20 protein-coding genes are annotated in these 25,665 nt (G+C 72.3%); 9 read left to right on the plus strand and 11 right to left on the minus strand.

Annotation, left to right across the window (positions count from 1 at the left end):
- Positions 1–1,569 precede the first annotated feature (1,569 nt).
- Positions 1,570–3,405, minus strand: coding sequence for a LamG-like jellyroll fold domain-containing protein (locus tag J2S41_RS02850; RefSeq protein ID WP_310362665.1), 1,836 nt, complete (start codon positions 3,403–3,405; stop codon positions 1,570–1,572).
- Between the two features lie 193 nt (positions 3,406–3,598).
- Between J2S41_RS02850 and J2S41_RS02855 the strand changes: the two genes are divergently transcribed.
- The 3 genes from J2S41_RS02855 (at position 3,599) to J2S41_RS02865 (ending at position 6,398) form a co-directional block, all read left to right on the plus strand.
- Positions 3,599–3,994 (plus strand): YciI family protein, encoded by a 396-nt coding sequence (locus tag J2S41_RS02855; protein ID WP_310376251.1) that lies wholly within the window; start codon positions 3,599–3,601, stop codon positions 3,992–3,994.
- The gene (locus J2S41_RS02860) at positions 3,991–5,184 is read left to right on the plus strand and encodes an RNA polymerase sigma factor (protein WP_310362667.1); all 1,194 of its coding nucleotides are present in this window, start codon (positions 3,991–3,993) and stop codon (positions 5,182–5,184) included. Before J2S41_RS02855 ends, J2S41_RS02860 begins: the two co-directional genes overlap by 4 nt.
- 173 nt (positions 5,185–5,357) lie before the next feature.
- Positions 5,358–6,398 (plus strand): glycoside hydrolase family 19 protein, encoded by a 1,041-nt coding sequence (locus J2S41_RS02865; RefSeq protein WP_310362669.1) that lies wholly within the window; start codon positions 5,358–5,360, stop codon positions 6,396–6,398.
- Positions 6,399–6,508: 110 nt separating this feature from the next.
- Here J2S41_RS02865 and J2S41_RS02870 read toward each other — a convergent pair whose 3' ends face one another.
- The 3 genes from J2S41_RS02870 to J2S41_RS02880 all read right to left on the minus strand — a co-directional run bounded on the left by J2S41_RS02870 (position 6,509) and on the right by J2S41_RS02880 (position 10,576).
- Positions 6,509–6,772, minus strand: a complete 264-nt coding sequence (locus J2S41_RS02870; RefSeq protein WP_310362672.1) for a hypothetical protein — start codon at positions 6,770–6,772, stop codon at positions 6,509–6,511.
- A gap of 404 nt (positions 6,773–7,176) precedes the next feature.
- Positions 7,177–9,318: a 3-hydroxyacyl-CoA dehydrogenase NAD-binding domain-containing protein gene (locus J2S41_RS02875; protein ID WP_310362675.1), complete on the minus strand. Its 2,142-nt coding sequence runs from the start codon at positions 9,316–9,318 to the stop codon at positions 7,177–7,179.
- A gap of 28 nt (positions 9,319–9,346) precedes the next feature.
- Entirely contained in the window at positions 9,347–10,576 is a 1,230-nt protein-coding gene (locus tag J2S41_RS02880) for an acetyl-CoA C-acetyltransferase (protein WP_310362678.1), read from the minus strand.
- Between the two features lie 117 nt (positions 10,577–10,693).
- Here J2S41_RS02880 and J2S41_RS02885 point away from each other — a divergent pair, with 117 nt between their 5' ends.
- Both J2S41_RS02885 and J2S41_RS02890 read left to right on the plus strand, forming a co-directional pair.
- On the plus strand, positions 10,694–11,890 hold the full coding sequence (locus J2S41_RS02885; protein WP_310362680.1) for a TetR/AcrR family transcriptional regulator: 1,197 nt from the start codon (positions 10,694–10,696) through the stop codon (positions 11,888–11,890).
- Positions 11,891–12,047: 157 nt separating this feature from the next.
- Complete coding sequence (locus tag J2S41_RS02890; RefSeq protein WP_310362682.1) at positions 12,048–13,904, plus strand: AMP-dependent synthetase/ligase; 1,857 nt, start codon at positions 12,048–12,050, stop codon at positions 13,902–13,904.
- A 19-nt stretch (positions 13,905–13,923) separates the two neighbouring features.
- On the opposite strand, the gene J2S41_RS02895 is transcribed toward J2S41_RS02890, so the two are convergent.
- From J2S41_RS02895 to J2S41_RS02915, 5 genes are all read right to left on the minus strand, one after another.
- Positions 13,924–14,838 (minus strand): oxygenase MpaB family protein, encoded by a 915-nt coding sequence (locus J2S41_RS02895; RefSeq protein ID WP_310362683.1) that lies wholly within the window; start codon positions 14,836–14,838, stop codon positions 13,924–13,926.
- Between the two features lie 111 nt (positions 14,839–14,949).
- The gene (locus J2S41_RS02900; protein WP_310362685.1) at positions 14,950–16,245 is read right to left on the minus strand and encodes a P1 family peptidase; all 1,296 of its coding nucleotides are present in this window, start codon (positions 16,243–16,245) and stop codon (positions 14,950–14,952) included.
- A 140-nt stretch (positions 16,246–16,385) separates the two neighbouring features.
- Positions 16,386–17,978 carry an oxygenase MpaB family protein gene (locus tag J2S41_RS02905; RefSeq protein ID WP_310362688.1) on the minus strand — a complete coding sequence of 531 codons (1,593 nt, stop codon included), beginning with the start codon at positions 17,976–17,978 and terminating at the stop codon, positions 16,386–16,388.
- A gap of 10 nt (positions 17,979–17,988) precedes the next feature.
- Entirely contained in the window at positions 17,989–18,174 is a 186-nt protein-coding gene (locus tag J2S41_RS02910) for an acyl-CoA dehydrogenase family protein (RefSeq protein ID WP_445343916.1), read from the minus strand.
- On the minus strand, positions 18,171–19,244 hold the full coding sequence (locus tag J2S41_RS02915) for a CaiB/BaiF CoA transferase family protein (protein ID WP_310376253.1): 1,074 nt from the start codon (positions 19,242–19,244) through the stop codon (positions 18,171–18,173). The genes J2S41_RS02910 and J2S41_RS02915 overlap by 4 nt, the downstream gene beginning before the upstream one ends.
- 35 nt (positions 19,245–19,279) lie before the next feature.
- On the opposite strand from J2S41_RS02915, the gene J2S41_RS02920 reads away from it, so the two are divergent.
- From J2S41_RS02920 to J2S41_RS02935, 4 genes are all read left to right on the plus strand, one after another.
- Positions 19,280–19,918, plus strand: coding sequence for a GntR family transcriptional regulator (locus J2S41_RS02920; RefSeq protein ID WP_310362689.1), 639 nt, complete (start codon positions 19,280–19,282; stop codon positions 19,916–19,918).
- A gap of 94 nt (positions 19,919–20,012) precedes the next feature.
- Entirely contained in the window at positions 20,013–21,134 is a 1,122-nt protein-coding gene (locus J2S41_RS02925; RefSeq protein ID WP_310362691.1) for an acyl-CoA dehydrogenase family protein, read from the plus strand.
- Positions 21,135–21,194: 60 nt separating this feature from the next.
- Positions 21,195–21,887 (plus strand): dienelactone hydrolase family protein, encoded by a 693-nt coding sequence (locus tag J2S41_RS02930; protein WP_310362693.1) that lies wholly within the window; start codon positions 21,195–21,197, stop codon positions 21,885–21,887.
- A gap of 2 nt (positions 21,888–21,889) precedes the next feature.
- Positions 21,890–22,540 carry a phosphoribosyltransferase gene (locus J2S41_RS02935; RefSeq protein WP_310362694.1) on the plus strand — a complete coding sequence of 217 codons (651 nt, stop codon included), beginning with the start codon at positions 21,890–21,892 and terminating at the stop codon, positions 22,538–22,540.
- A gap of 216 nt (positions 22,541–22,756) precedes the next feature.
- On the opposite strand, the gene J2S41_RS02940 is transcribed toward J2S41_RS02935, so the two are convergent.
- Both J2S41_RS02940 and J2S41_RS02945 read right to left on the minus strand, forming a co-directional pair.
- A complete protein-coding gene (locus J2S41_RS02940; RefSeq protein WP_310362696.1) occupies positions 22,757–24,682 on the minus strand; it encodes an ATP-binding protein in 1,926 nt (641 codons plus the stop codon).
- A gap of 78 nt (positions 24,683–24,760) precedes the next feature.
- Entirely contained in the window at positions 24,761–25,585 is an 825-nt protein-coding gene (locus tag J2S41_RS02945) for a class I SAM-dependent methyltransferase (protein WP_310362699.1), read from the minus strand.
- Between the last annotated feature and the right edge of the window lie 80 nt (positions 25,586–25,665).

Below are 25,665 nucleotides of genomic sequence, written 5' to 3' on the forward strand. Positions count from 1 at the left end.
CCCACTTCCGGCGTGGCTGGTGTCCGCATGCTCCCGCGGGCACCGGTCGTCGCTGGCGCTCCTCCCTGCCGGTCCCGCCGTGGCTCGGGACCCCCGGCTTCGTCACCACCGCCGGTTCCGGCCGGGCTCCGGTCCGCCCCGGTTCCCGGCCTCGGGCGCTCCGCGCCCGAAATTTCGTCATATGGGGGCCGATTGCGATCGGTCTTCCGTGGCGACGGCTCGCATTCGGATGGCGACTCGGAATCCGCCTGCTTCGTGCATCGGGAGCGCGGTCTCCTTCCTCGGCAGCGCGGCCTCCTTCCGCTGGATTCGGCGGACGACGCTGGCCCTTCGTTGGTGCCGCCGTGCTGCCCCGCAGGCGGTGCCGGATATTTCCGGACATTTTTGGCGCTTGTTGATCGCCAACGTCACTTTGTGAGCCTCAGGCACGTTATTCGGCCGGAATAACGTGCCTGAGGCTCACAAAGTGAGGTGATCAATCAGGATCTCAGGAAAGATTCCGAATTATCGAGCGCATAGCGGGCATTTCGGCTTGAAGTCCGGCTCGCATCGGCTCGAACGGCGATTGAGGGCGGAACGAAGATCCTCTTCAGTGCGGTATTTCCAGGCCGCCGGCCAAGAATTCGGCAGTCGTGTTAACGATCTCGCCATGGCCCGCGCCGCCCGCCATATAACCAACTCCGGGCAGCTCGTGGGAATGCCCACTCGACACGCAGCACGGCAACGTCCATCAGGTGCGCCTCCATTTCGGGTGCGCCCGGTTGCGGCCGCCAGGCCGCTTGGGGTTCGCTTTCGTGCGCCAGCACATACCGCCTCCGCCTGGCTGTCCCCGTCGCCGTCGACCTGCCCTTGGGGTGCAGATCATCGGCAGGGCCGCCACCACCGACGAAACCACCACCGACGAGACCAAAGCTGGCGGCCCTGCCGATGATCTGCTCGGCTTCGCCCGGGAGACGGTGACGGGGACAGCCAGGCACACCAGACGCAACCCACCCACCCACGAAAAAACAGCCGGGCCAACGACCCCCGCCGCGACCGGCAAAGCCACGCCCATTCCCCGGCGCCTGAGGCCCCCAGAGGGCGCCCTGAACGCAGCCACCCGACGAAAGCCCCCAATAAGCCGAAATTTCGGGCGCGAAGCGCCCGAACAGACTCCCCCGACCGTCAAGAGGCGCGGCCAGCACTCGAGAAAAGGGAGTAGCCCGTTCATGGCTGAAATAGAGCGGCCGGGTCCACGATTTTGCGGGAAGGAGTTGGCACGGCTGAAAGGGCCGACGCGATCGGTCGCGGAAAGCGGCGATGAAAGCCGCGATTTCTTGTCCGCGGGAGGGGAGGGCTTGCGGCCACGGATAGTGCAGGGAGGAGCGCAAGCGACGACCGGTGCCCGCGGGAGCATGCGGAAATCGAGCCGCCGGAAGTGGGCGATGAATAAGGATGGGATGCCGCCTCGCGGCACCGCCGGGCCGCGGGCAGCGAGACGGCACTACCCCTGGGACTGCGGTGGGGTAGGTGGGCGCCGGGCGGCGCGAAAGGTGAGTGGGTGGGCCGCCCGGCGCCCGGGAGGAAAGATCAGAAGGTGGTGGTGAGGAAGTCGCGGGTGGGGAGGGCGCGGGCGGTGATGCGGACGTCGCCGATCCAGCCGTAGAAGCCCTGGCCGAAGCGCTCGGCGAACTGGGTGGCGCCGATGGTGAAGGGCTTGCCGAGGGTGGAGATGCCGCGGGAGGACTGCGTGGGGTTGCGGGCGATCTTGGAGCCGTCGACGTAGATGGTGGTGCGGCGGCCGTCGTTGACGACGGCGAGGTGCATCCAGCGGCCGGTGGGGAGCGCGTGGCTCCAGGAGGTCGGGTCGGCGTCGCGGTCGGTGGGGTAGACGACGTACTGGAGGAAGCGCTCGCCGGAGATGTTGAGGCTGCAGGTGGGCTCGTCCTGGGACCAGCCGCTGGTCTTGCCGGCGTCGCCGCTGCGGCCCTGCCAGCTGAGGATGCCCATCCACGCGTGGTCGCCCTCGAACGGCGCGGGGAGCTTGATGAACGCCTCGATGGTGTAGCCGGACTCGAACCTGAGAGAGTTCAGCGGTGCGGTGGCGCCGGTGGCGAGGATGGTGCCGCGGTCCGGGCCCTTGCCGCCGTTGAAGCGGAGGCTGGCGTGCGCGGGCGCGCCGAGGTGGTGTTCGGTGGAGGCGAGCAGCGGGGCGCCGGCGCCGATCGACTGGACCGTGAGGTCGTTGCCGCGCTTGGACAGGTCGCGGATGACGGTGCCGGCGGCGACGGCGGCGCCGTCGGTGAGGCCGAGGTTGTCGAAGCGCCAGTAGGCGACGGTGTCGCGGACCAGGACGGCGGACGCGGGGCGCGGCGCCGGCGTGACGATCGGGGCGAAGCCGGCGAACCGGGCGTCGAAGTCGATCTCCAGGGAGAAGCGGTCGACCGGGCCGGTCAGCTCGATCGTCTCCTCCTCCAGCGCGGTGCGCTTCTCCGGGTCCTTGGACAGGAACCACGGCGAGAGCGTGGACACGTCGATCACGCCGCGGGCCAGGTCGAACGCGTACAGGCGGATCATGCCGGCGCCGCCGTAGTAGCGGTCCTGGTAGTTCGTGATGTGGACGTGCACGTCGTGGCCGGCGTCGTTCTTGAGCACGGTACGGCCGGGCGGCCAGTAGTGGCCGTTCAGCGTGAGGAAGATCTGGTCGTTCTTCCGGATCAGCTTGTTCCAGAGCTGCTGCCCGTAGGAGGAGAGGTACGCGGTGCCGCTGTCGTCCGCGTAGGCCAGCTCGTGCGTGGTGACGATCGCGGGGAGCGTCTTGTGCTTGTCCAGCACCGACTGCGCCCAGGCCACGCCGGCGTCGGAGATCCGCCAGTCCAGCGCCAGGATCAGCCACTTGCGGCCGCCGGCGTCGAGCACGTGGTAGCTGTTGTAGCCGTCGGGCGACGCGCCGCCGAACGTGGGCGCGGACTTGAACCGCTGCGGATTGAACGCGCGCAGGTACGCCGAGTCACCGCGGGTGTCGGCCGTGGTGCCGCCGTTGATGTCGTGGTTGCCGGCGAGCACGCTGTACGGGAACTTGCCGTCGAGGTCCTTGAACGTCTTCGACGCGAGGCTGATCTCGTGCTCGCTGCCGTGCTCGGTCACGTCGCCGAGGTGCGTCATGAACGCGACGTTGCCGTCCTTGCGGGCCTCGCGCAGGTACTTGAAGGTGGCGCGCAACGGCTCCGGGTCGGAGGCGTCCTCGTCGAACAGGTACTGCGTGTCGGGCAGCACCGCGATCGAGAAGCGCGGGCTGTCCACGTCGAACTTTCCGCTGCTCGCCTCGGCGGGCGCGGCGTCGAGGGTGCTGCCGGCGATGAGGCCGGCCGCCGGTGCGGCGACCGCGGTCTGCAGCAGCATGCGGCGTGGCAGGCGCTGGGACATTGTGGTACTCCCAAGTGTCGCGATCAGGTGATCCGGCGTGAGCCTGCGCCCCGTCCATGACGCCCGGGCGTCCTCCGCCTGAAAAAACCAGATCTTCGGCGGGTACGTGTCGAGAACGGCCGGACGGCTTCTACCTGTCTGTGAGAGCGTCGACGGCGGCGTCCCGACAGACAGGAGCAGCACCGTGAAGTACATGCTGATGATGCAGTTCTCGCAGGCGGCGGCCGAGTTTCCGGCGATCGGCACGTGGAAGCCGGAGGAGGTCGAGCGGCACATCGCGTTCATGGGGGAGGTGAACGCGGCGCTGACCGAGGCGGGCGAGTGGGTCTCCGGCGAAGGGCTGGCCGACCCGGCCGAGCTGAAGATCGTCCGCGCGGGTGCGGACGGCGCGCCGGTGGTTACCGAGGGGCCGTTCCCGGAGACGAAGGAGTTCCTGGCCGGCTACTGGATCGTGGACGTGGAGTCGCCGGAGCGCGCGATCGAGCTCGCCGCGCGCATCTCCACCGCGCCGGGCCCGGGCGGCCGGCCGCTGAACATGCCGATCGAGGTGCGCCAGATCATGGACGCGCCCGCGCCGGACGCGTGGTGACCGAATTCGCCTTCGAGGGCCTGCTGCGCGATCTCGCGCCGCAGGTCCTCGGCGTGCTCACCCGGCGGTTCGGCGACTTCGCGGCCGCGGAGGACGCGGTGCAGGAGGCGCTGCTGGCCGCGTTCCAGCAGTGGCCGGCCCAGGGGGTGCCGGGTAACTCGCGCGGGTGGCTGATCCAGGTGGCGCACCGGCGGCTGATCGAGCAGATCCGCGGGGCGGACGCCCGTCGCCGCCGGGAGTCCTCGGCGTTCCAGCTCTCCGCGCCGCTCGCCGACGCCGAGGTGGCGGACCGGGACGACACGCTCGACCTGCTGTTCCTGTGCTGCCATCCGGCGCTGAGCCGGGCGTCCGCGATCGCGCTGACGCTGCGCGCGGTCGGTGGCCTCACCACGGCGGAGATCGCCCGGGCGTTCCTGGTGCCGGAGGCGACTATGGCGCAGCGGATCAGCCGGGCGAAGCGCACCGTCCAGTCCGGATTCTCCGAGCCCGGCGACCTGGACGCGGTGTTGCAGGTGCTCTATCTGATCTTCAACGAGGGGCACACCAGCTCGGCCGGGCCGTCGCTGCTGCGGGTGGAGCTGTCGGCGGAGGCGATCCGGCTCACCCGGGCGGTGCGTGCGCTGCGGCCGGAGTCCGCGGAGGTCGGCGGGCTGCTGGCGCTGATGCTGCTGACCGAGGCGCGGGCGCCGGCGCGGACCGGGCCGGTCGGCGAGCTGGTGCCGCTGGCCGCGCAGGACCGGTCGCGGTGGGACGCGGCCGCGATCGCGGAGGGCATCGCGCTGGTGCACGAGGTGCTGCCGCGCGGGCCGGTCGGGCCGTACCAGGTTCAGGCCGCGATCGCGGCGCTGCACGACGAGGCGCCGTCGGCGGAGGCCACGGACTGGCCGCAGATCCTCGCGCTGTACGGCGTGCTGGAACGGCTGACGCCCAGCCCGGTGGTGGCGCTGAACCGCGCGGTGGCGCGGGCGATGGTGGAGGGACCGGCGGCGGGCCTCGCCACGCTGGACGCGCTGGCCGCGGATGAGCGCCTGGCCCGCGGGCACCGGCTGCCGGCGGCGCGGGCGCACCTGCTGGAGATGGCGGGCGCGCGGGCCGAGGCGGCGGAGGCTTACCGGCTGGCGGCGGCGCGGACGGCCAGCGTGCCGGAGCGGAACTACCTCACGCTGCGTGCCGCCCGGCTCGCCGAGTGATTTATAAGGTTCATTTACCATTCCTTTAGCCCGCCGCTGAACCCGTCGCTGCCACGATCATCCCGTCTCCGATCTATGGCTGTACGGAATGGGAGTGGTGCGCGGTGAAGCTTCGAGTCGTCGCTACGGTACTGGCGATCGCGGGTGCGGGAACGGCCGCAGCGGTCCTGCCGATGACCATGGCCTCGGCGGCCGAGTGCGCGAGCCCGTACAGCGCGTCCCAGGTGTACTGGGGCGGCAACACGGCGTCGTTCGGCGGCCACAACTGGCGGGCCAAGTGGTGGACCCAGGGCGAGCAGCCGAGCGCGGCCGGGACCGGGGTCTGGGAGGACCAGGGGACGTGCGGGTCGGGCTCGGGTTCCGGCGCTGGCTCGGGCTCCGCGGCCTGTGATCACCCGGCGTGGGTGGCGGGCAAGGCCTATGTCACCGGGAACATCGTGAAGTATACGGACGGTAAGTACTACATCGCCGAGCATGACAACCCGGGGTACGACCCGGTGATCAGCACCTGGTTCTGGGAGCCGTACACCTGCTCGGGCACCGGTGGTGGCACGCAGCCGACGCCGCCCGCGCCGACCGGTGGGGCCAACCCGTCCGGGTTCGTGGTGTCCGAGGCGCAGTTCAAGCAGATGTTCCCGAACCGGAACCAGTTCTACACGTACGCCGGCCTGGTGCAGGCGCTGTCCGCGTACCCGGCGTTCGCCGGCACCGGCAGCGACACCGTGCGCAAGCAGGAGGCGGCCGCGTTCCTCGCGAACATCAACCACGAGACCGGCGGCCTGGTCCACATCGTCGAGCAGAACACGGCGAACTACCCGCACTACTGCGACGCCAACCAGCCGTACGGGTGCCCGGCCGGCCAGGCCGCGTACTACGGCCGTGGGCCGATCCAGCTGAGCTGGAACTTCAACTACAAGGCCGCGGGTGACGCGCTCGGTATCGACCTGCTGCGCAACCCGAACCTGGTGCAGAACGACGCGGCCGTCGCCTGGAAGACCGGCATCTGGTACTGGATGACGCAGTCCGGCCCCGGCACGATGACCGGCCACAACGCCATGGTCAACGGCCGTGGCTTCGGCGAGTCGATCCGCAGCATCAACGGCGCGCTGGAGTGCAACGGCGGCAACCCGGCCCAGGTGCAGAGCCGGATCGCCGCGTACCAGAACTTCGCCGCGATCCTCGGCGTCTCGCCGGGCGCGAACCTCAGCTGCTGATACTTCCGTTCCCTGGCCGGTGCCGCCCGTCGCGGCACCGGCTGGTTCTCTCAACACGGGTACGGCGTGAGCGCGTCCCTTGTCTGTCAGATGTGACGGCGAGGGCGCGCTTACGCCGTTTCCTTCTTCAGAGTCAGCCGTAGCCCGATCGTGCTGTACCGCGCGGTCTCCGCCCGGCCGAACGCGCTCCGCCCGGCCAACTCGTGCAACTGCTCCGGCGTGTGCGCCCGCCGGCGCAACCAGCCCGGCGTGACCCGGGCGAACAGCGCGCTCCCCGGGCCCAGCCGCATCGCGGCGACCTCCGTGGCGATCTCGGCCCGGGACACGCGCGGGTCCAGGTCCTCGATCATCGCCACGCCGCCCGGCCGCGGCACGCGGTTCCGCGGCCCTGCCGTTCCGGGGGTTCCGCGGCGTGTGGCTCTTGCGGTCCCGTGGCCCTTGCGGTTCCGCGGGGTTTCGCAGCGCGCGGCGGTTCTGCGACCCTTGCGGTTCCGCGGGGTTACGCGGCCTGCGGTCCCGGCGTCCCGGCGGTCCCCGCGGTCCCGGCCGTCCCGGCGGTCCCCGCGGTCCCGGCGGTCCCCGCGGTCCCCGCGGTCCCGGCGGTCCCCGCGGTCCTCGCGGTTCCGGCGGTCCTCGCGGTCCCTGCGGTCCCCGCGATCCCTGCGGTCCCCGCGGTCCCACGGCCCTCGCGGTCCCGGCGGTCCCACGGCCCTCGCGGTCCCGGCGGTCCCACGGCCCGGCGGACCCCGGCCCGGCGGGACCGGCGGTGAGGTGGGTGTTACTCGAAGCGCTCCCCTCGATCGGCCTTCTCGAGGAGGAGGCGTGGGGGAGTGAAGCGCTCGCCGTAGCGGTCGGCCAGTTGCCGCGACCGGGCGATGAAGCCGGGGAGGCCGCCCGCGTACTGGTTGATGTACTGGAGGACGCCGCCGGTCCAGCCGGGGTAGCCGATGCCGAGGATGGAGCCGATGTTGGCGTCGGAGACGTCGGTGAGAACCCCCTCGTCCAGGCACTTCACCGACTCGATCGCCTCGATGAAGAGGAGGCGTTCCTTCAGGTCGTCGAACGGGATCGTGACGGCGGGGTTCGCCATGGACGCCAGGCCGGGCCAGAGGCGGGTGCGCGTGCCGTTCTCGTACTCGTAGAAGCCCGCGCCGCCGGAGCGGCCGGTGCGGCCGGCCTCGATGAGACGGTCGATGACCGCGTCGGCGGGGTGCGGGGTCCAGGTGCCGCCGGCGGCGACCACGGCGGCGGCGGTCTCCTTGCGGATCCGCTGCGGCAGCGTGAGCGTCAGCTCGTCCATCAGCTGCAGCACCGGCGCGGGGTAGCCGGCCTGGCTGCTGGCCTGCTCGATGGACGGCGCGGGCACGCCCTCGGCGAGCATGGCGACGCCCTCGTTGGTGAACGTGCCGATCACGCGGCTGGTGAAGAAGCCACGGCTGTCGTTGACCACGATCGGTGTCTTGCGCAGCCGGCGGACCACCGCGAGTGCGCGCCGCACGGTGGCGTCGCTGGTGCGCTCGCCGCGGATCACCTCGACCAGCGGCATCTTGTCGACGGGGGAGAAGAAGTGCAACCCGACGAAGTCGGCCTGGCGGCGCACGCCCTCGGCCAGCATCGTGATCGGCAGCGTCGACGTGTTGGAGCAGAGCAGCGCGTCCGGCGCGACCAGTTCCTCGATCTCGGCGAAGACCTTGTGCTTGAGCGCCGGGTCCTCGAACACGGCCTCGATCACCACGTCCACTCCGGACAGGGCGGCCGGGTCGTTCGCGGGCGAGATGCGGGACAGCAGCTCGGTGCCGGCGGACTCGGTGAGCCGGCCCTTGGCGACCGCCTTCGCCACCAGCCGCTGGGAGTAGCCGAGTCCGCGCGCGGCGGCCTCGACGGAGACGTCCTTGAGCACCACGTCGAGCCCGGCCTTGGCGCACACGTACGCGATGGCGGCGCCCATCATGCCGGCGCCGATCACGCCGACCCGGGTGAACGGCGGGACGTCGCCGATGTCGCGCGCGTTCGCCGCGTTCAGGTCGAAGAAGAACGCCTGGATCATGTTCTTCGCGATCTGGCCGGTGACCAGCTCCACGAAGTAACGGTTCTCGATCACGAACGCGGTGTCGACGTCGACCTGGGCTCCCTCGACCGCGGCCGCGAGGATGTTGCGGGGTGCCGGGTACGGCGCGTTCTTCAGCTCCTTGCGCAGCGTGGCCGGGAACGCGGGGAGCATCGCGGCCAGCGACGGGGTCGACGGCGTACCCCCGGGGATCTTGTAGCCCTTGACGTCCCACGGCTGGGCCGCGCCCGGGTTGGCGCGGATCCACTCGCGGGCCGCGGGCAGCAGGTCGTCGGCGGACGGCACGAGCGCGGAGATCAGCCCCAGGTCGCGGGCGGCGGCCGCGCGGTGCCGCTGGCCGCGCAGCAGCACCTGGGTGAGCGCGGTGACCAGGCCCAGCAGGCGCACGGTGCGCACCACGCCGCCGGCGCCGGGCAGCAGGCCGAGCGTCACCTCGGGGAAGCCGACCTCCAGCCGCGGGTCGTCGACCGCGATCCGGTGGTGGCAGGCGAGCGCCAGCTCCAGTCCGCCGCCGAGCGCGGAGCCGTTGAGCGCGGCGACCACCGGACGGCCCAGCGTCTCCAGCCGGCGGAACTGCGCCTTCACCGCCGCGGCGCCGGCGAAGGAGGCCGCTGCCTGGTCCGGCCCGGGCGTGCGGAGCTGGTCGAGGTCGCCGCCGGCGAAGAACGACTTCTTCGCGGACACGAACACCACGCCGGTGATGGAGTCGCGCTCCGCCTCCAGCCGGGTGACGGTCTCCGCCATGCTCCGCACATACGCCGCGGTCATGGTGTTGGCGGCGCGCGCGGGATCGTCCAGCGTCAGCACGACGATGCCGTCGTCCTCGCGGTCCCAGCGGATCGTCGACGTCATGTGCGAATCCTCCGTGTGCGTGCGCCGGTCAGAGCCGCTCGACGACCGTGGCGATGCCCATGCCGCCGCCGATGCAGAGCGTCACCAGGCCGTATCGGCCGCCGCGCCGCTCCAGCTCGTCGATGAGCGTGCCGAGCAGCATCGCGCCGGTCGCGCCGAGCGGGTGTCCCATGGCGATCGCCCCGCCGTTGACGTTGACGATCTCCGGGTCGAGCTTCATGTCGTCGATGTAGTGCAGGACCACGGCCGCGAACGCCTCGTTGATCTCGACCAGATCGAGGTCGTCGACGGTGAGGCCGGCGCGATCAAGCGCCTTCCTGGAGGCCGGGGCCGGACCGGTCAGCATGATGGTCGGATCTGCGCCGCTCAGCGCCGCCGAGACGATCCGCGCCCGCGGGGCCATGCTCGCCGCCTCGCCCGCGGCCTCGGACCCCACCAGCACCAGCGCGGCGCCGTCCACGATGCCGGACGAGTTGCCGGCGTGATGCACGTGCTCGATCCGCTCGACCCAGTGGTATTTCTGCAGGGCCACCGCGTCGAACCCGCCCTGCTCGCCGATCTGCGCGAACGACGGCGTCAGCGCGCCCAGGCCCTCGAGCGTGGAGTCCGGCCGGATGTGCTCGTCGCGATCGAGGATGAGCAGCCCGTTGCGGTCGCGCACCGGCACCACGCTGCGCGCGTTGCGCCCCTCCGCCCAGGCCTGGGCCGCCCTGTGCTGCGAGCGCACCGCGAACCGGTCCACATCCTCCCGGGAGAAGCCGTCGAGTGTGGCGATCAGGTCGGCGCTGATGCCCTGCGGGATGAAGTCGGTCGTCAGGTTCGTCTCCGGGTCGAGCGCCCAGGCGCCGCCGTCCGACCCCATCGGGACGCGCGACATCGACTCCACGCCGCCGGCCAGCACCAGGTCCTCCCAGCCGGAGCGGACCTTCTGCGCCGCGATGTTCACCGCCTCGAGACCGGAGCCGCAGAACCGATTGACCTGCACGCCGGCCACGACCGGTGGCAGGCCGGCCGCGATCGCCGCGGTCTTGGCCAGGTCGGAGCCCTGATCGCCGAGTGGGGAGACGATGCCGAGCACCACGTCGTCGATCCGCTCCGGATCGACGCCGGGGAAGCGCCGGCGCAGCTCGTGGATCAGCCCGACCACCAGGGAGATCGGCTTGACCCCGTGCAGCGCGCCGGTCCGCTTGCCGCGGCCGCGCGGCGTGCGCACCGCGTCGTAGATGAACGCCTCGGCGTTTCGCTGCGCGCCACCCATCGGAGCCTCCCGTGTCTGCGAACCGGCGTTAACTTTCCACCCCGTTTCCGCTCTCTGTCAAGGACTTCAACAATTCTCCGGTGCGAACACGCTCTCACCAGCGGTATGCTTCCGCCGGTGCGCAGCGCAGAGACGATCGAACCGCCACGGCGGCGGCCGAAGAACCGCAAGGACCAGATCGCCCTGGTCGCGGCCGAGCTGTTCTGCGCGCACGGTTACCACGGCGTCGGCATCGACCAGATCGCGGCCGCGGTCGGCATCAGCGGTCCCGCGGTCTACCGGCACTTCCAGGGCAAATACGCGATCCTGGTGTACGCGACGCGCCGGCTGATCGAGCGCGCGCTGGAGGCGGTGGACGCGGACGACGCCGATCCGGCCGCCCGGCTGGACGCGCTGCTCGCGGCGTTGGCCAGGGTCGCGGTCGAGGGGCGCCGGGTCGGCGGCCTCTACCAGTGGGAGTGGCGCTATCTGGAGCCGGTGCACGTCGCCGAGTTCGCGGAGCGGCTGGACGAACTGATGGGCCGCTTCGTCGTACCGTTGCTGGCGGTTAGAGAAGATCTTGACAAGCGTGCCGCGTCGGCGCTGGTCCGGGCGATGTTCAGCGTCTTCGGCAGCCTCTCGACGCATCGTGCCGCGATCGCGCGCGGCCGGGCCGAGCAGATCCTGCACCGCGTCGGCCTCGCCGTGCTGCACGGCGAGGCGCCGGTGCCCCGGCCGCTGACCAGGAAGCCCAGACCAGATCAAGATCTTTCGGGGGTACGGCCGGGAGCGCGCCGGGAGCTGATCCTCGCGGAGGCCATCCGGCTGTTCCACCGGCACGGCTACCACGCGGTCGGGATGAACGACATCGCGCTCGGCGTGGGCATCAACGCATCAAGCCTCTACCGGGTTTTCCCCGGCAAGGCGGACATCCTGGCCGCCGCGTTCTACCGCGCGTCGGAGCGCGTGGCGGAGGCGACCGCGGTCGCGCTGGACGGCGCCGCCGACGCGCGCGACGCGCTGCGCCGGATGGCCGAGTCCTACGTGGAGCTGACGTTCGAGCGCAGCGACCTGGTCTCGGTCTACCTGGCGGAGAACAGCAACCTGCCCGGCGGCGACCGCCATGAGCTGCGCAAGGTGCAGCGGCTGCACGTGGAGGAGTGGGTGCGGCTGCTGACCGGGGTCCGGCCGGACCTGCCGGTGCCGGAGGCGCGGGTGCTGGTGCACGCCGCGCTCAACCTGGTGACCGATCTGAGCCGATGGGTCCGGTTCGACCGGCGGACTGGGATGGACGCGCATCTGGTCCGGCTCGCGATGTTGATTATGGCCGCGTGAGTTAATCCCGGTTCGCGAGGCTTGGCGGCGACATCGTGACCGATTGAGCGGAATCTCTTCCCGCCGAAGTTAACCGCCGTTTACAGTCTCGGCATGAGCGACGCACCCCCGCCCGCAGCGCCTCCCACGCGGCGCGGCGCCGAAGGAGGCCACCGTCATGCCGTCCACCGTTCCCCCTGCCACTGACCGCGCCGCGCGCTGCGCCCAGACCGCGCGCGGCCTGACCGTCCCACGGCTGCTGCACCGCAACGCCACCGAGTTCGCCGACCTGCCCGCGCTGACCGCCCTCGGCGCGCAGGAGACGCTCACCTGGTCGGCGCTGCGCGACCGGGTCGCCCACGCCGCGCGGGGCCTCGAGGCGCTCGGCCTCGCCGCCGGCGACCGCATGCTGATCAACATGTCGAGCCGGCCCGAGCACTGGATCATCGACCTTGCCGCCGTCCATCTCGGTGCGATTCCCTCCACGATCTATGCCACGCTCAGCCCTGATCAGATCGACTACCTCGCCCGGCACAGCGGCGCCGAGATCGTGGTGCTGGAGGGCGACGCGGAGCTGGCCCGCTGGGCGCCGATCCTGGCCGAGGTGCCGACGATCCGGCACGTGGTGACCGTGGCCGGCCCGTCCTCCGCCGACGGCCGCGTCGTCACGCTCGCCGACCTGGAGTCCGCCGGCGCGGCCGCGCACCGGGCCGACCCGGAGGCGTTCGGCGAGCGCGCGCGTGAGGTGTCGCCCGAGGCGCCGCTCACCATGCTCTACACGTCCGGCACCACCGGCGACCCCAAGGGCGTCCTGCTCACCCACCACAACGTGATGTACCAGTGCGTGCTGATCGAGGACACGATCACCACGCCGGACCACCCGGCGTCGCTGGCCTACCTGCCGCTCGCGCACATCGCGGAGCGCATCCTCGGCATCTACTACCCGCTCTACCGCGCCGGGCACGTGCATGTCTGTCCCGACCAGAAACAGCTGGTCGCCGGGCTGGCCGCGGTCCGGCCGATCTCGTTCTTCGGCGTGCCCCGCGTCTGGGAGAAGATCGCGGCCGGCGTGCAGGCGCAGATCTCCGCCGCCGACCGCCGGGTGCGCGCCGCGTTCGAGGCGGCCGGTGAGGCCGCCCGGGAGAGCCATCGGCTGCGCGCGGCCGGTGCGCCGGTCCCGCCGGAGCTCGCGGCCCGGGTCGCCGCGCTCGACGAGTCCGTGCTGCGCCCGCTCCGGGCCCGGCTCGGGCTCGACAACCTGATCTGGGCGGGCAGCGGTGCCGCGCCGATCCCGGTGTCCACACTGGTCTACCTGGCGGGCATCGGCATCGACGTGTTCGAGGTCTGGGGCATGACCGAGACCACCGGCACCTGCACCATCAACACGCCGCAGGCGTTCCGGGTCGGCAGCGTGGGCCGGGTCAACCCGGGCATGGAGCTGCGCATCGCGGACGACGGCGAGATCCTGGTCCGCGGGCCGCTGGTCTGTGCCGGCTATCTGGCGGCGGGCGGCGGAGTCGAGTCGGTCACCGACGCGGACGGCTGGCTGCCCACCGGCGACGTCGGCGTGCTCGACGACGACGGCTTCCTGACCATCACGGACCGCAAGAAGGAGCTGATCATCAGCTCCGGCGGGAAGAACATGTCGCCCGCGCGGATCGAGTCGCTGCTGCGCGTGCACCCGCTGATCGGGCAGGCGGTGGCGATCGGCGACCGCCGGCCGTACGTGACCGCGTTGATCGTGCTGGACGAGGAGATCGCCCCGATGTGGGCCCGATCGAAAGGGCTCCCCGACACATCGATCGCCGGGCTCGCCGCCGAGCCGCGGATGCACGCGGAGATCGCGGCCGCGGTCGACGCGGCGAACGCGAAGCTCTCCCGGCCGGAGCAGGTCAAAGCGTTCCGCATCATGCCGTCGACCTGGACGCCGGAGACCGGCGAGCTCACCCCGACGCTCAAGCTCCGCCGACGGGTCGTCACCGACCGCCACGCCACCGCGATCGACGCGCTCTATGACACGCCGTCCGGCGTCTGACCGCGCGATGCGACCGCCGTCAGCCGGCGTGTGCGCTTGCCGGCTGGCGGTCGTCCTTCTCCGTCTGCTGCTGTCGCTCCGTGCGCCGCTTGCGTTCTTCGCGGTCGGCCAGCGCCGTCGTCACACGCGCCGCGCCGACCCCACCCGCGATCCGCAGCGGCCGGGGCACCACGGCCATCGTCGCGCGGACCACCCGGGCGAGACGGCGCAGCCGCCGCTCCTGCTCCGGGGACCAGGTGAGGCCGAGCCGGTCGCGCATCACCTCGGGCAGCGCGCCGACCGTGACCAGGTGGGCCAGCCGCCCGGCCGCGCCGCCGACCGGGCGCCACACGACGTCCGGGATCACGCGGAGCGGCTTCTTCAGGTGGCGGACGCTGTCGATCACGTCCCACACCGCCTGGTTGTCCTCCAGCCGGTTCAGCACGCGCTCGTCGTAGTAGGCGCGGAAGCTGGCCCAGTCCGCGGGCAGGTGGTGCTCACGCAGGCCGAGCAGCAGGCCGACCTGGCGCATGTCCGCGTAGTACTCCGCGATCTGCGCGTCGGTGAGGGGTCGGCCGAAGATCCGATGCGCGTCCACCGCGCCCTGGACCAGCGTGGCGTGCACCCACAGGTACGCCTCCGGGTTGAGCGCGTGATAGCGCCGGCCCTGGTCGTCGACGCCCTTGATCGTCTCGTGCAGCCGCCGCAGGCGCGCGCTCTCCCGCTCGGCGCCGCGCTGCCCGCCGTAGATCACGGTGGAGAGCGACAGGTAGGTGCGGACCAGGCGCTGCCACGGCTCCTCGCGATAGTTCGAGTGCTGCAACACGCCCGCGCCGACCACCGGGTGCGCCGTCTGCAGCACCAGCAGCGGCGGCCCGAGCAGCATGTTCCGCGCGTCGCCGAAGTACCGCCAGACCACCGATCCGCGCCGCGGGGCTCGTGCTTCCGCCGGCATGCCGTCGCCTCCCTCTGGCGTTGCTCTCCGCTGTCTCCGCGCGCCGGCCCTCGGCCCTCCCCGGAGATACCGCAACCGTATCCGCGCCCGCGTACTTTGTCCGAGGAGCGGCTAGACGGCTGCGTTCCGGATCGCGGCGGCGACGACGTCGATCGCGGTCGCGCGGATCGTGTCGAGTCCGTGCTCCCCGGTGGCCGGCGTGGTGCCGGTGGCGAGCGCCACCACGGCATCGCCGTCGAAGCGGGTGTGAGACGGATGCAGCGCACGCGCCATGCCGTCGTGGCCACTCTGCGCGAGCAGCAGGCACTCGGTCTTGGTCAGCGCCGCATCCGTCGCGACCACGACGATGGTCGTGTTCTCCCGCGCCGTCCCGCCGAACGGCCACACCGGTCCGTCGCCGGGCGCCGCGGTCGGCGACGTCGTGCCGTTGGAAGGAGCGGCAATCTGTGCCGCGGCGTCGCCACCGGCCGAGCCGCTCGGTGCGGTATCGCCGTTGCCGGTCGAGTCGCTCGGGGTGGGTGCGCTGGTGCCGGTCGCGTCGGTCGGTGCGGGCGTGTTGCGGGTCAGGGTGCTCGGGGTGGGTGCGCTGGTGCCGGTCGCGTCGGTCGGCGCGGGCGTGTTGTTGCCGGTTAGGGGGCTCGGTGTAGGCGTGCTGGTGCCGGTCACGCCGCTCGGTGCGGGCGGGGTGGAGCCGTTCGGTGTCGATGTGCCGCTGCTCGTCGAGCCGTTCGGCGGGGTGAGCGGGTGGGGATCGTCGGAGGGGGCCAGGTGACGGCCGTCGGGGGTGATGATTGAGCCGAGGGCGTTGACGACGGCGAAAGCGGTGACGATGGCGCCGCTGCTGTCGCGGGCGGAGGCGACGCCGAAGCCGCCGGGGTCCTGACGGCCGCGCCAGCGGCCGGTGGTGGCACCGGTTCCGGCACCGACGCGTCCCGTCCGGAGCACGTCGACGGGAGCGGACAGCGCGTCGAGGAGCGCGGCGCGGCCGGACGCGGCGTCCGGCGGGGTCGTGGCCACGGAAGCGTCGAAGATCGACATGCCGACCACGATGGGGACCGGGCCGTAGGCGGTGGCGAAGCCCTCGCCCCTGTCGCGCAGCGCGCGCATCACGCCGTCGCCCGCGGCCAGGCCGAACGCGGAGCCGCCGGACAGGACCACCGCGTCTACCCGATCCACCATCCGTTCCGGTGCGAGCAGGTCGAACTCCCGGGTCGCCGGGGCGCCGCCGCGCACCTCCCCGGAGGCGGTCGTTCCGGGCGGCGGCAGTACGACGGTGACACCGGTGCCGTCCCCGGTCCAGTGGCCGACGCGGACACCGGCCGGCATCTCGACCGTCACCACCACCGACCCGCCGTCGCCGTCGCGCGGATCGGTGACGCTTCCAGCGGCGCCGACACCCGTGGCCATGTCTCCACCGGCCGAAGCCAGGGCACCGGAAGGAAACGCGGTGGCCGGAGAGGGCGTGACGCTGGAAGAAGAGGCGGGGGAGGAAGCGGAGCGATGGGGATCAGTGCCCATGACGTGATGCTATGCCCGCCTCCTGCCTGCTAGGCGCCGTGGCGGCGGGATGGTGAGGCATCACGCACCTCCGGGCGGTGGAAGCCCTCATCGGAAGCGCGATCCGCGGACGACGCCGGATCCGCCGCAGGATGCGACGCCGGAATCGACCCGAGGTCCTGCGCCGGGCCCGCCGCGGGATGCGACGGCGGGTTGGTCGCCGGGTCCGCCGCTGGATGCGATGGCGTATGCGTCGCCGGGTCCGGTGCGGGATGCTGCGACGGCGAGTTGGTCGCCGGGTCCGGCGTGGGATGCGATGGCGGATCCGGCGCTGCGTCCGCCGTGGGATGCGATGGCGTATGCGTCGCCGGGTCCGGCGCGGGATGCGACGGCGGGTTGGTCGCCGGGTCCGGCGCGGGATGCGACGGCGGGTTGGTCGCCGGGTCCGGCGTGGGATGCGATGGCGTATGCGTCGCCGGGTCCGCCGTGGGATGCGACGGCGGGTTCGTCGCCGGGTCCGGCGTGGGATGCGATGGCGTATGCGTCGCCGGGTCCGGCGCGGGATGCGACGGCGGGTTCGTCGCCGGATGCGACGGCGGGTTGGTCGCCGGGTCCGCCGCTGGATGCGATGGCGGGTGCGTCGCCGGGTTCGGTGCGGGATGCTGCGACGGCAGATCCGGCGCCGGATGCGATGCGAGATCCGGCGGTGGTACACGGCTGGGCGGGGCCGTGTGCTCGGCACGCCGGTGGCCGGGATTCCGAAGGCAGTGGGCCGGGATGTCGGGACCCGGTGGCGGTGCGCCCAGCATTTCCGGGTGGTATCCCGACGGATAGCCCGGGTACGACCGGTTCCGCGGCATCACCGCCAGCGCCGACCGTGTCCGTGGCGGGAAGAGCCACCGCAGCGCGATCGCCCGCGCCCGCAGCCCCGCCCGCAGCACGGCGCCCACCCCGGGCGGCGCGGGGCGCATCCCGAAGGCGTGGAGTATCGCGGGGGTGAGCATGCTGCGGACGCCGGCGCGGGCGGCGGGGCGGAGGAATCGCGGGAACCACGCGGCGAACAGCGCGACCGTGTAGTCGCCGACCTCGCGATTGCTGGGTGCGAAGGCGAAACGGCTCTGCTCGTACCGCTGCTTGAAGTCCTCGAAGTGCGCGAACGAATCGGGGATGTCACGGATGCCCATCCGGGCGCCGACCTCGCGGTAGTAATGAAAAGCGGCCAGCCTCTCGTGCGCGTGCAACGGCCGCCAGCCGTACCGGTCCACCCACGCTATCGGGTCGTAGATGAACGTCGACAGTACGTAGAGCATGTCGTCGTTGGAGATGGCGTAATGGGCGTGGGCGCGATTGACGACCCGGAGCGCGGAGCGGCCGCGCGGGGAATCGTAGCCGTGGGCGGCGATCTCGGCCATCAGCAGGGCGGTGTCGTCGTAGCGTTGCTGCGGGCGGGCACGGAATTCGCCGGTGGCGGCCAGGAGTGCGGAGATGGACGGTACGCAGTACGTGCGGAACAGCGCGAACTCCAGCGCCCGCGTGTAGTCCCAGGGGAATTCCAGACCGGCGGAGATGCGGTAGATCTCCGCGTGGTCCCGGACCGGATCGAGCCGCTCGATCCGCCTCAGCCAGCGGTGACGGTCGCGCATGGGGGCATCCTCACAATCCGAGCGAACGGCCGATGACCTCCTTCATGATCTCGGTCGTACCGCCGTAGTCGGTGTGAACGCGCGAATCGAGGAACGCCCGGGCGATCGGGTATTCGCGCATGTATCCGTAACCGCCGTGCAATGGGAGGCAGCGGTCGACGACGCGCTGCTCCTCGGTGAAGATCTCCCGGGTCACGATCCCGCCTCCCATTCGGCGAGCACCTCGTCCGTGTGCTGTCCGGGCAGCGCCGGTGGCCGTCCGAGCGCGGCCGGCGTGCCGGAGAACCGGGGCGCCGGCGCCGGCTGCACCACGCCGTCCCGTTGCGTGAACGTGCCGCGGGCCACCAGGTGCGGGTCGTGCGGCGCCTCGCCGAGCGACAGCACCGGCGCCACGCACGCGTCGCTGCCCGCGAAGATCTTCACCCATTCATCCCGGGTACGGCCGGCGAACGCGCGCCCGATCCGCTCCCGCAGCTGCGCGTGGTCGCCGGCCGGGGTGATGCCGAGCAGCCGGGCGAACTCCGCGAAGAACCGCGGCTCCAGCGCGCCCACCGCCACGTGCCGGCCGTCCGCGGTCTCGTACACGTCGTAGAACGGCGCGCCGGTGTCCAGCAGGTTCACGCCGCGCTCGTCCCGCCACGCGCCGGCCGCGAGCAGCCCGGACAGCATCGTGGTGAGGTGCGCCGCACCGTCCACGATGGCCGCGTCCACCACCTGGCCCCGGCCGGAGCGCAGCGCGGCGAGCACGCCGACGACCAGGTAGAGCGAGCCGCCCGCGAAGTCGCCGAGCAGGTTGACCGGCACCTGTGGGGGACCGCCGGCCCGGCCGATCGCGTGCAGCGCGCCGGACAGCGCCAGGTATCCGATGTCGTGCCCGGCCGTGCGCGCCAGCGGACCGTCCTGCCCCCACCCGGTCATCCGGCCGTAGACCAGGCGCGGGTTGCGGGCCAGCGCCGGCTCCGGGCCGACGCCGAGCCGTTCCGCGACGCCGGGCCGCCAGCCCTCGATCAGCACGTCCGCGCGGGCGGCCAGCGACAGTACCCGCTCCACGCCCTCCGGCGTCTTCAGGTCCGCGAGCACCGAGCGTTTGCCGCGGTTGAGCAGGTCGCGGGCCGGGTCGACGGTCAGCGGCGAGCCGGGGCCGGGCCGGTCCACGCGCACCACGTCCGCGCCCAGGTCGGCCAGCAGCATGGCCGCGAACGGCGCCGGCCCGATCCCGGCCAGCTCCACCACCCGGAGCCCGTGCAACGGCCCGCTCACCACGATCTTCTTATATCGTGATATTTGATATTGTCGTCGCCATGCGACCGCAGCTTGCCGACGAGGTGGCGGCCGCGCTGCGTGCCCGGATCATGTCCGGCGAGCTGCGCCCGGGCGACCGGATCCGGCTGGAGGAGGTCGCCTCGCAGCTCGGCGTCAGCATCACGCCGGTCCGGGAGGCGCTGCTCCACCTGCGCGGCGAGGACATGGTGGAGCTGGAGCCGCGCCGCGGTTACGTGGTGGCGCCGCTGTCCCGGCAGGACATCCGCGACGTGTTCCAGTTGCAGGGCGACATCGCGGGCGAACTGGCCGCGCGCGTCGCCGCCCGGATCACCGACGCGCAGCTCGCGCAGCTGAGCCTGCTGGACCGGGCGCTGGCCCGCACGCGCGCGGCCGGCGAGGTCGAGACGCTGGAGTTCGACTTCCACCGCGCGGTGAACCGGATCGCGGAGGCGCGCAAGCTGAGCTGGTTCCTGCACACGGCCACGCGGTACACGCCGGCGCGCTTCTACTCCGCGGACGCGGGCTGGCGGGCCGGGATGCGCGAGGACCACGAGGCGCTGCTGGCCGCGTTCGCCGCTCGGGACGCGGCGGCGGCGCGCACGGTCATGACGCGTCACTTCACGGACGGCGCCGACCGGCTGGTCAAGCACCTGGACGACCTCGGCATCTGGTCCTGACATGCCTCTCCCAGCAGGGAAACGTACCGCCGGATTTGATATTTGATATGTTACGGTCGCTGTCAATGCCCTGTTCGGAGGCGGAGGACGCACGATGGACATCGATCTTGTCGAGCTGACCGATGAGCAGCGCGCGTTCGCGGAGGCGATCCGCGACCTCTGCCGCCGCGAGGCCGGCACGCGCGCCCGCCGCGACGAGCTGACCGGCCACGGCCGGCACGGCCACAACCAGGAGCTGTACGAGAAGCTGGCCCGCCTCGGCTGGCTCGGCGCCGGCGGCATGGCCGACGCGTGCGTGTTCCTGGAGGAGACGGCGTACGGGCTGCTGCCGATCGGCGGCTACACCACTTCGCTGATCGTCGCCGGCGCCGTCGAGCGCTTCGGCGGTGACGCGCAGCGCGCGCTGATCGCGGAGGGCATGCGGCGCGGACGCACCTACGCGATCTCCATGTCCGAGCCGGACGCCGGCTCCGACGTGGCCGCGCTGGCCTGCCGCGCGACGCCGGACGGCGACGGCTGGGTGATCGACGGCCAGAAGACCTGGTGCTCCAACGCCCACTTCGCGGACGCGATCCTGCTGGTCGCGCGCACCGACGGCGCGCCGGGCGACCACGACGGACTGACCATGTTCCTGGTCCCGGCGGACGCGCCCGGCCTGCGGATCAGCGGCATCGACACGATGGGCGGCCGCGAGGTCAACGACCTGTGGTTCACCGGGTGCCGGGTGCCGGCGGACGCCGTGGTCGGCACGCCCGGCGCCGCGTGGAAGCAGCTCATGGCCGGCCTCAACGTGGAGAGGCTCATCCTCGGCGCGGTCATGCTCGGCATCGCCCGCCGCGCGTTCGACGACGTGCTCGGCTACGTGCGGGAGCGGCGCCAGTTCGGCCGCCCGATCGGCAGCTTCCAGGCGCTGCGCCACCGGATCGCGGACCTGGCCGTCGAGATCGAGTGCACCCGGCTGCTCGTGCACCGCACCGCGCGCCTGGTCGACGCCGACCCCGCGCGCGTGCTGCCCCGCCAGGCCTCCATGGTCAAGCTCAAGGCCACCGAGGTGGCCCGCCGGGTGGCGCTCGACGGCATGCAGATGATGGGCGGGTACGGGTACGCCACCGAATTCGACATGGAACGCCACGTCCGCGCCGCGCTCGTCTCCACGGTCTACGGCGGCACCAGCGAGATCCAGCGCGACATCATCGGCCGCACCTACGGCCTCTAGCGTTTATCGCCCCCACCCACGGGTACGCCGTTGTATCCGCTGGTCAGAGGGGAGTCGGCGATGGGACTGCACACGCTCGCCACCGGAATCGACGCCGCCGGGGTGCGCCTCGACGCCGACCTCGTGATGCCCGCCGAGGCGCTCGGCGTGGTGCTGTTCGCGCACGGCAGCGGCAGCTCCCGGCACAGCCCGCGCAACACGGTCGTCGCGGAGCACCTGCACCGGCACCGGCTCGGCACGATCCTGCCCGACCTGCTCACCCGCGACGAGACGATCGAGGACGAGCACACCCGGCGGCTGCGCTTCGACATCGGGATGCTCGCGGACCGGCTGATCGGCGTGATCGACTGGATCGGCGCGCAGGACTGGCGGCACGGGCAGCCCTACCAGGGCAACCACGAGCCGAACGTACCGCCGGTGATCGGGCTCTTCGGCGCCAGCACCGGCGCCGCGGCGGCGCTGGTGGCCGCGGCCGCCCGCCGGGACGCGGTCCGCGCGGTGGTCTCCCGCGGCGGGCGCCCCGACCTGGCCGGCCCCGCGCTGGTGCAGGTGGCAGCGCCGACGCTGCTGATCGTGGGCGAGCACGACCCGGACGTGATGGCGCTCAACCGCGACGCCCGCGCGCAGCTCACCACGCTCTCCGACCTGCTGATGATTCCCGGCGCCGGCCACCTGTTCGAGGAGGAGGGCGCGCTGGAGCAGGTCTCCGCCGCGGCCGCGGCCTGGTTCGCCGACCACCTGCGGAGGGCGTGAGCATGCGGTTCGCCGACCGCACCGCCGCCGCCCGCCGCCTCGCCGCGACGGTCGCCGCGCACCTCGGCACGCTGCCCGCCGGCCGCCCGCTGATCCTGGGCCTGCCGCGCGGCGGCGTACCCATGGCCGCGATCATCGCCCGGCACGTCGGCGGCGACCTCGACGTCACGGTCGCCCGCAAGATCGGCGCGCCCGGTCACCCCGAGTTCGGCATCGGCGCGGTCGCGGCCTCCGGCGCCCCGATCTTCGACGCGCACTCGCTCCACCGGCTCGGTCTCACCCCGGACGACCTGGCCGTCGCCGTCGAACGCGAGCGCACCGAGGCACACCGCCGCCTCACCGCCTACCGCGGCACCCGCCCGGCCCCGGAGATCACCGGCCGCATCGTGATCGTCGTCGACGACGGCCTCGCCACCGGCGTCACCGCCCGCGCCGCCGTCCGCGCGCTGCGCGCCCACCGCCCCGCGCACCTGGCGCTGGCCGTCCCGGTCTGCACGCCCGAGGCCCGCGACCTGCTCGCCGCCGAGACCGACGCGGTCCTCTGCCTCCACTGCCCGTCCGACTTCCGCGCGGTCGGCGCCTTCTACGACGACTTCGCCCAGCTCACCGACGAGGACGTACACGCGGCGCTGGCCGCCGCCGTACACCCGTGAGATCTTCCGTTTCGATCAGCTTCCGCGGGAAACCGATTTTCCCGCTCCCGGCGTGGTGCGGCCCGCATGCTCCCGCGGGCCAACCTCGCGGCGGCTCCGCCGCCGCTCCGCCGCCGCGTCGGAGCCGGTCCCGCCGCCGGTCACCACGATCCGCGGCATCCGTGCCCGCCGCTTTCCGGCCGCGCGTCCCGCCGCCGGTGGGCCGGAGCGTGCCGGTCAGATCAGGGCCGGGGTGAGGGAGACCGGGAGGCTGATGGTGACGTGGGTTCCCTGGTCGAGTTCGGAGACGAGGCTGATGTCGCCGCCGTGGCCCTCGATGATGCTGCGCGTGATCGCCAGGCCCAGGCCGGAGCCCTGGATCGCCTGCTCACTGGCGTTGGCCGCGCGGTAGAAGCGGCGGAACAGGTTGGCCTGGTCCTCGACCGGGATGCCCATCCCGGTGTCGCTGACCGTGATCTCGACGTGGTCCGGCCGGCTGTTCGGGATCGCGCACCGGATCGTGACGTGCCCCGGCCCGGGCGTGAACTTGATCGCGTTCGAGAGCAGGTGCAGCAGCGCGCGTTCGAGCAGCTCGGGGTCGCCCGCCACGTGGGCGTCACGGGCCCGGTTGTCGACCGTGAAGACGATGCCCGCGCCGTCCGCCATCGGCGCCAGCGAGGTGGTGGCCAGCTCGACCACGCTGGCGATCCGGACCGGCCGCTTGTCCAGCTCCGTGCTGGCGGCCTCCACCTGGGAGAGCGTGAGCAGGTCCTCGACCAGGTTGAGCAGCCGGCGGGCGTTGCGGTCGACCACCCCGAGCATCCGCTGCTGCGCCGGCGGGATCGTGGACATGTCGTCCTGGATCGCCTCCAGGTAGCCCTGGATGCTGGTCAGCGGCGTCCGCAGCTCGTGCGAGATGGTGGAGACGAACTCGTCCTTGTGCCGGTCCAGCGCCTGCAACTCGAGCACGACCGCGCGCTGCTGGGCGTAGAGCGCGGCGTGGTGCAGCGCGCGGTTCAGGTCCTCCACCACCAGGTCGAGCAGCTGCCGGTCGTCGTCGGTGACCTGGCGGCGGCCGTCCAACTCGACGCTGATCACGCCGCGCGCCTCGTCGGTGACGCCGACCTGCCGGCTGAGATCCTTCCCGGGTACGGCGCGGTCGAGCAGCATCGGCTCCAGACCCGGCCGGTACCACTGCGCGGCCCGGGGCGTGCCGCCGCCGAGCCGGATCCAGACCCGGTCCGCGCGCATGGCGACGCCCAGCCGGTCGACCACCTCCTGAAGGATCACGTCGGTCTCCAGCGCGTCGCCGATCGCACCGCCGATCGCGCGGGCCAGCGCGCGCGTCTCCAACTGCTGTTGCAGCAGGCGGCGCAGCCGGTCGTTCTCCTCGGCGAGCGTGTTCAGCGAGATGCCGGCCTCGCGCAGTTCCGCCGGGCCGGACACGGTGGCCCGGGCGCCGTGCTCGGCCGCGGCCAGCCGGCGCAGCGTGCGGGTCAGGTTGGTCAGCGGCAAGCCCACGCCACGGACCACACGCACCGCGAGCAGCAGCACGAACGCCACGCTCAGCAGCGACAGCACCACCGTGGTGGCGTCCGCGATGGGGACCAGCCGGCTGATCGTACGTACCACCTGGTTCTGCTTGTCGGCCAGCCACTGCTCGGCCTCGCGGTGCGCGGCCCGGAACCGGTCCGTCCACTGCTTGCCCACCGCGTCCCAGGCCGTGCTGACGGCCGCGGGCCCACCCGGCCCGGCCGCGATCGGCGCGGCGAACTCGGTGAACCAGCGTTCACCGAGCGCGCGCTCGGTCTCCAGCAGGCGGCGCAGCGTGGCATCGTCGGTGTGGCTGAGCGCGTCCTCGATCGCGGGTACGAACGCGGCGGAACCCCGCAGGTACGAGTCGAGGAAGCGGGCGTCCGCGGTCAGCTGGTACCCCCGGATGCCGGTCTCCGCGTCGGTGAGCGCCTGGAGCGCGCGGGTGTTGGCGGCGCCGGCCGGGTAGATCGCCTCGGTGAGGACTCGGGCGGACGCGGTCAGCTGGCCGATCATCGACCACCGCACCACGCCGGCGACCAGCAGCAACACCGTGAGCACGGCGAAGCCGCCGATGAGCTGCCGGACCGCGGAGCCACGCGGAGCGTCACGCCACCATGCTGCGCGCATCTCTCTCCAGTCGTCGTGGAACCCCGTGCGGGTCCATACGGCGGCCGGGCAGCGAACCTGAGTCTTTGCGGTCCCGGCTCAGCCCGCGACGGCCCGCAGCGTGTAGGTCAGCGGCAGCCGCTCCGGCCGGTCGGTGAGGTGCCATTCGCCGAACTCGCCGGCCTGGTGCATGCGCCCCGGCAGCGCGTTCCACGGCACGGAGTCGTGCTCGGCCAGCCCGGTCAGCCGCAGGCCCGCGTCCAGCACCGCGGTCACGATCTCGCCGAGCCCGTGGTTCCAGCTGTGCGTGGTGGTGTTGGTCAGCTTCCGCTCCGTCGCCACGTACGTCTCCGCATCGTCCCAGACGAGCGGCTCCGGCGTCTCGAAGTACGGCAGTTCGACCGCGAGCGGGTCACCGTCGCGCCGCTCGTCGATGGTCCACAGCATCGGGTGGCCCTCCCGGATGAACAGCCGTCCGCCCGGCCGGAGCAGCCCCGCCACGGTCCGCGCCCAGCGCCGGATGTCGGGCAGCCAGCCGATCGCGCCGATCCCGGTGTAGACCAGGTCGAAGCGGTGCGCGCCGAGCGCGTCCACCGCGCCGTACACGTCCGACTCGACGTAGGTCACGTCCGCGCCGGCCGCCTCGGCGAGACGCCGCGCCTCGGCCAGCGACGCGGGGGAGAAGTCCAGGCCGGTCATCCGCGCGCCGAGCCGGGCCAGCGACAGCGTGTCCGTACCGAGATGACACTGCAGGTGCACCGCGTCCAGGCCGGAGACGTCACCCAGCCGCGGCAGGTCGAAGCGGACGGTGTCACTGAGGAACGCCGGATCGTCCACGAACCGGTGCAGCCGGTAGCCGGCCACGTGCAGGCCGGCGCGCTCGTCCCAGTTGCGGCGGTTGATGTCGAGGTAATCGCTGCCCACGGCCGAAGGCTAGCGGTTGATCGAGCGGGCACCGACCGAAATAATGGCGCTGCCTCCGGTTGACACCATCTGGGTGGCTC

This window comes from Catenuloplanes atrovinosus (assembly GCF_031458235.1).
In the GTDB taxonomy this organism is placed as follows: Bacteria; Actinomycetota; Actinomycetes; order Mycobacteriales; family Micromonosporaceae; genus Catenuloplanes; species Catenuloplanes atrovinosus.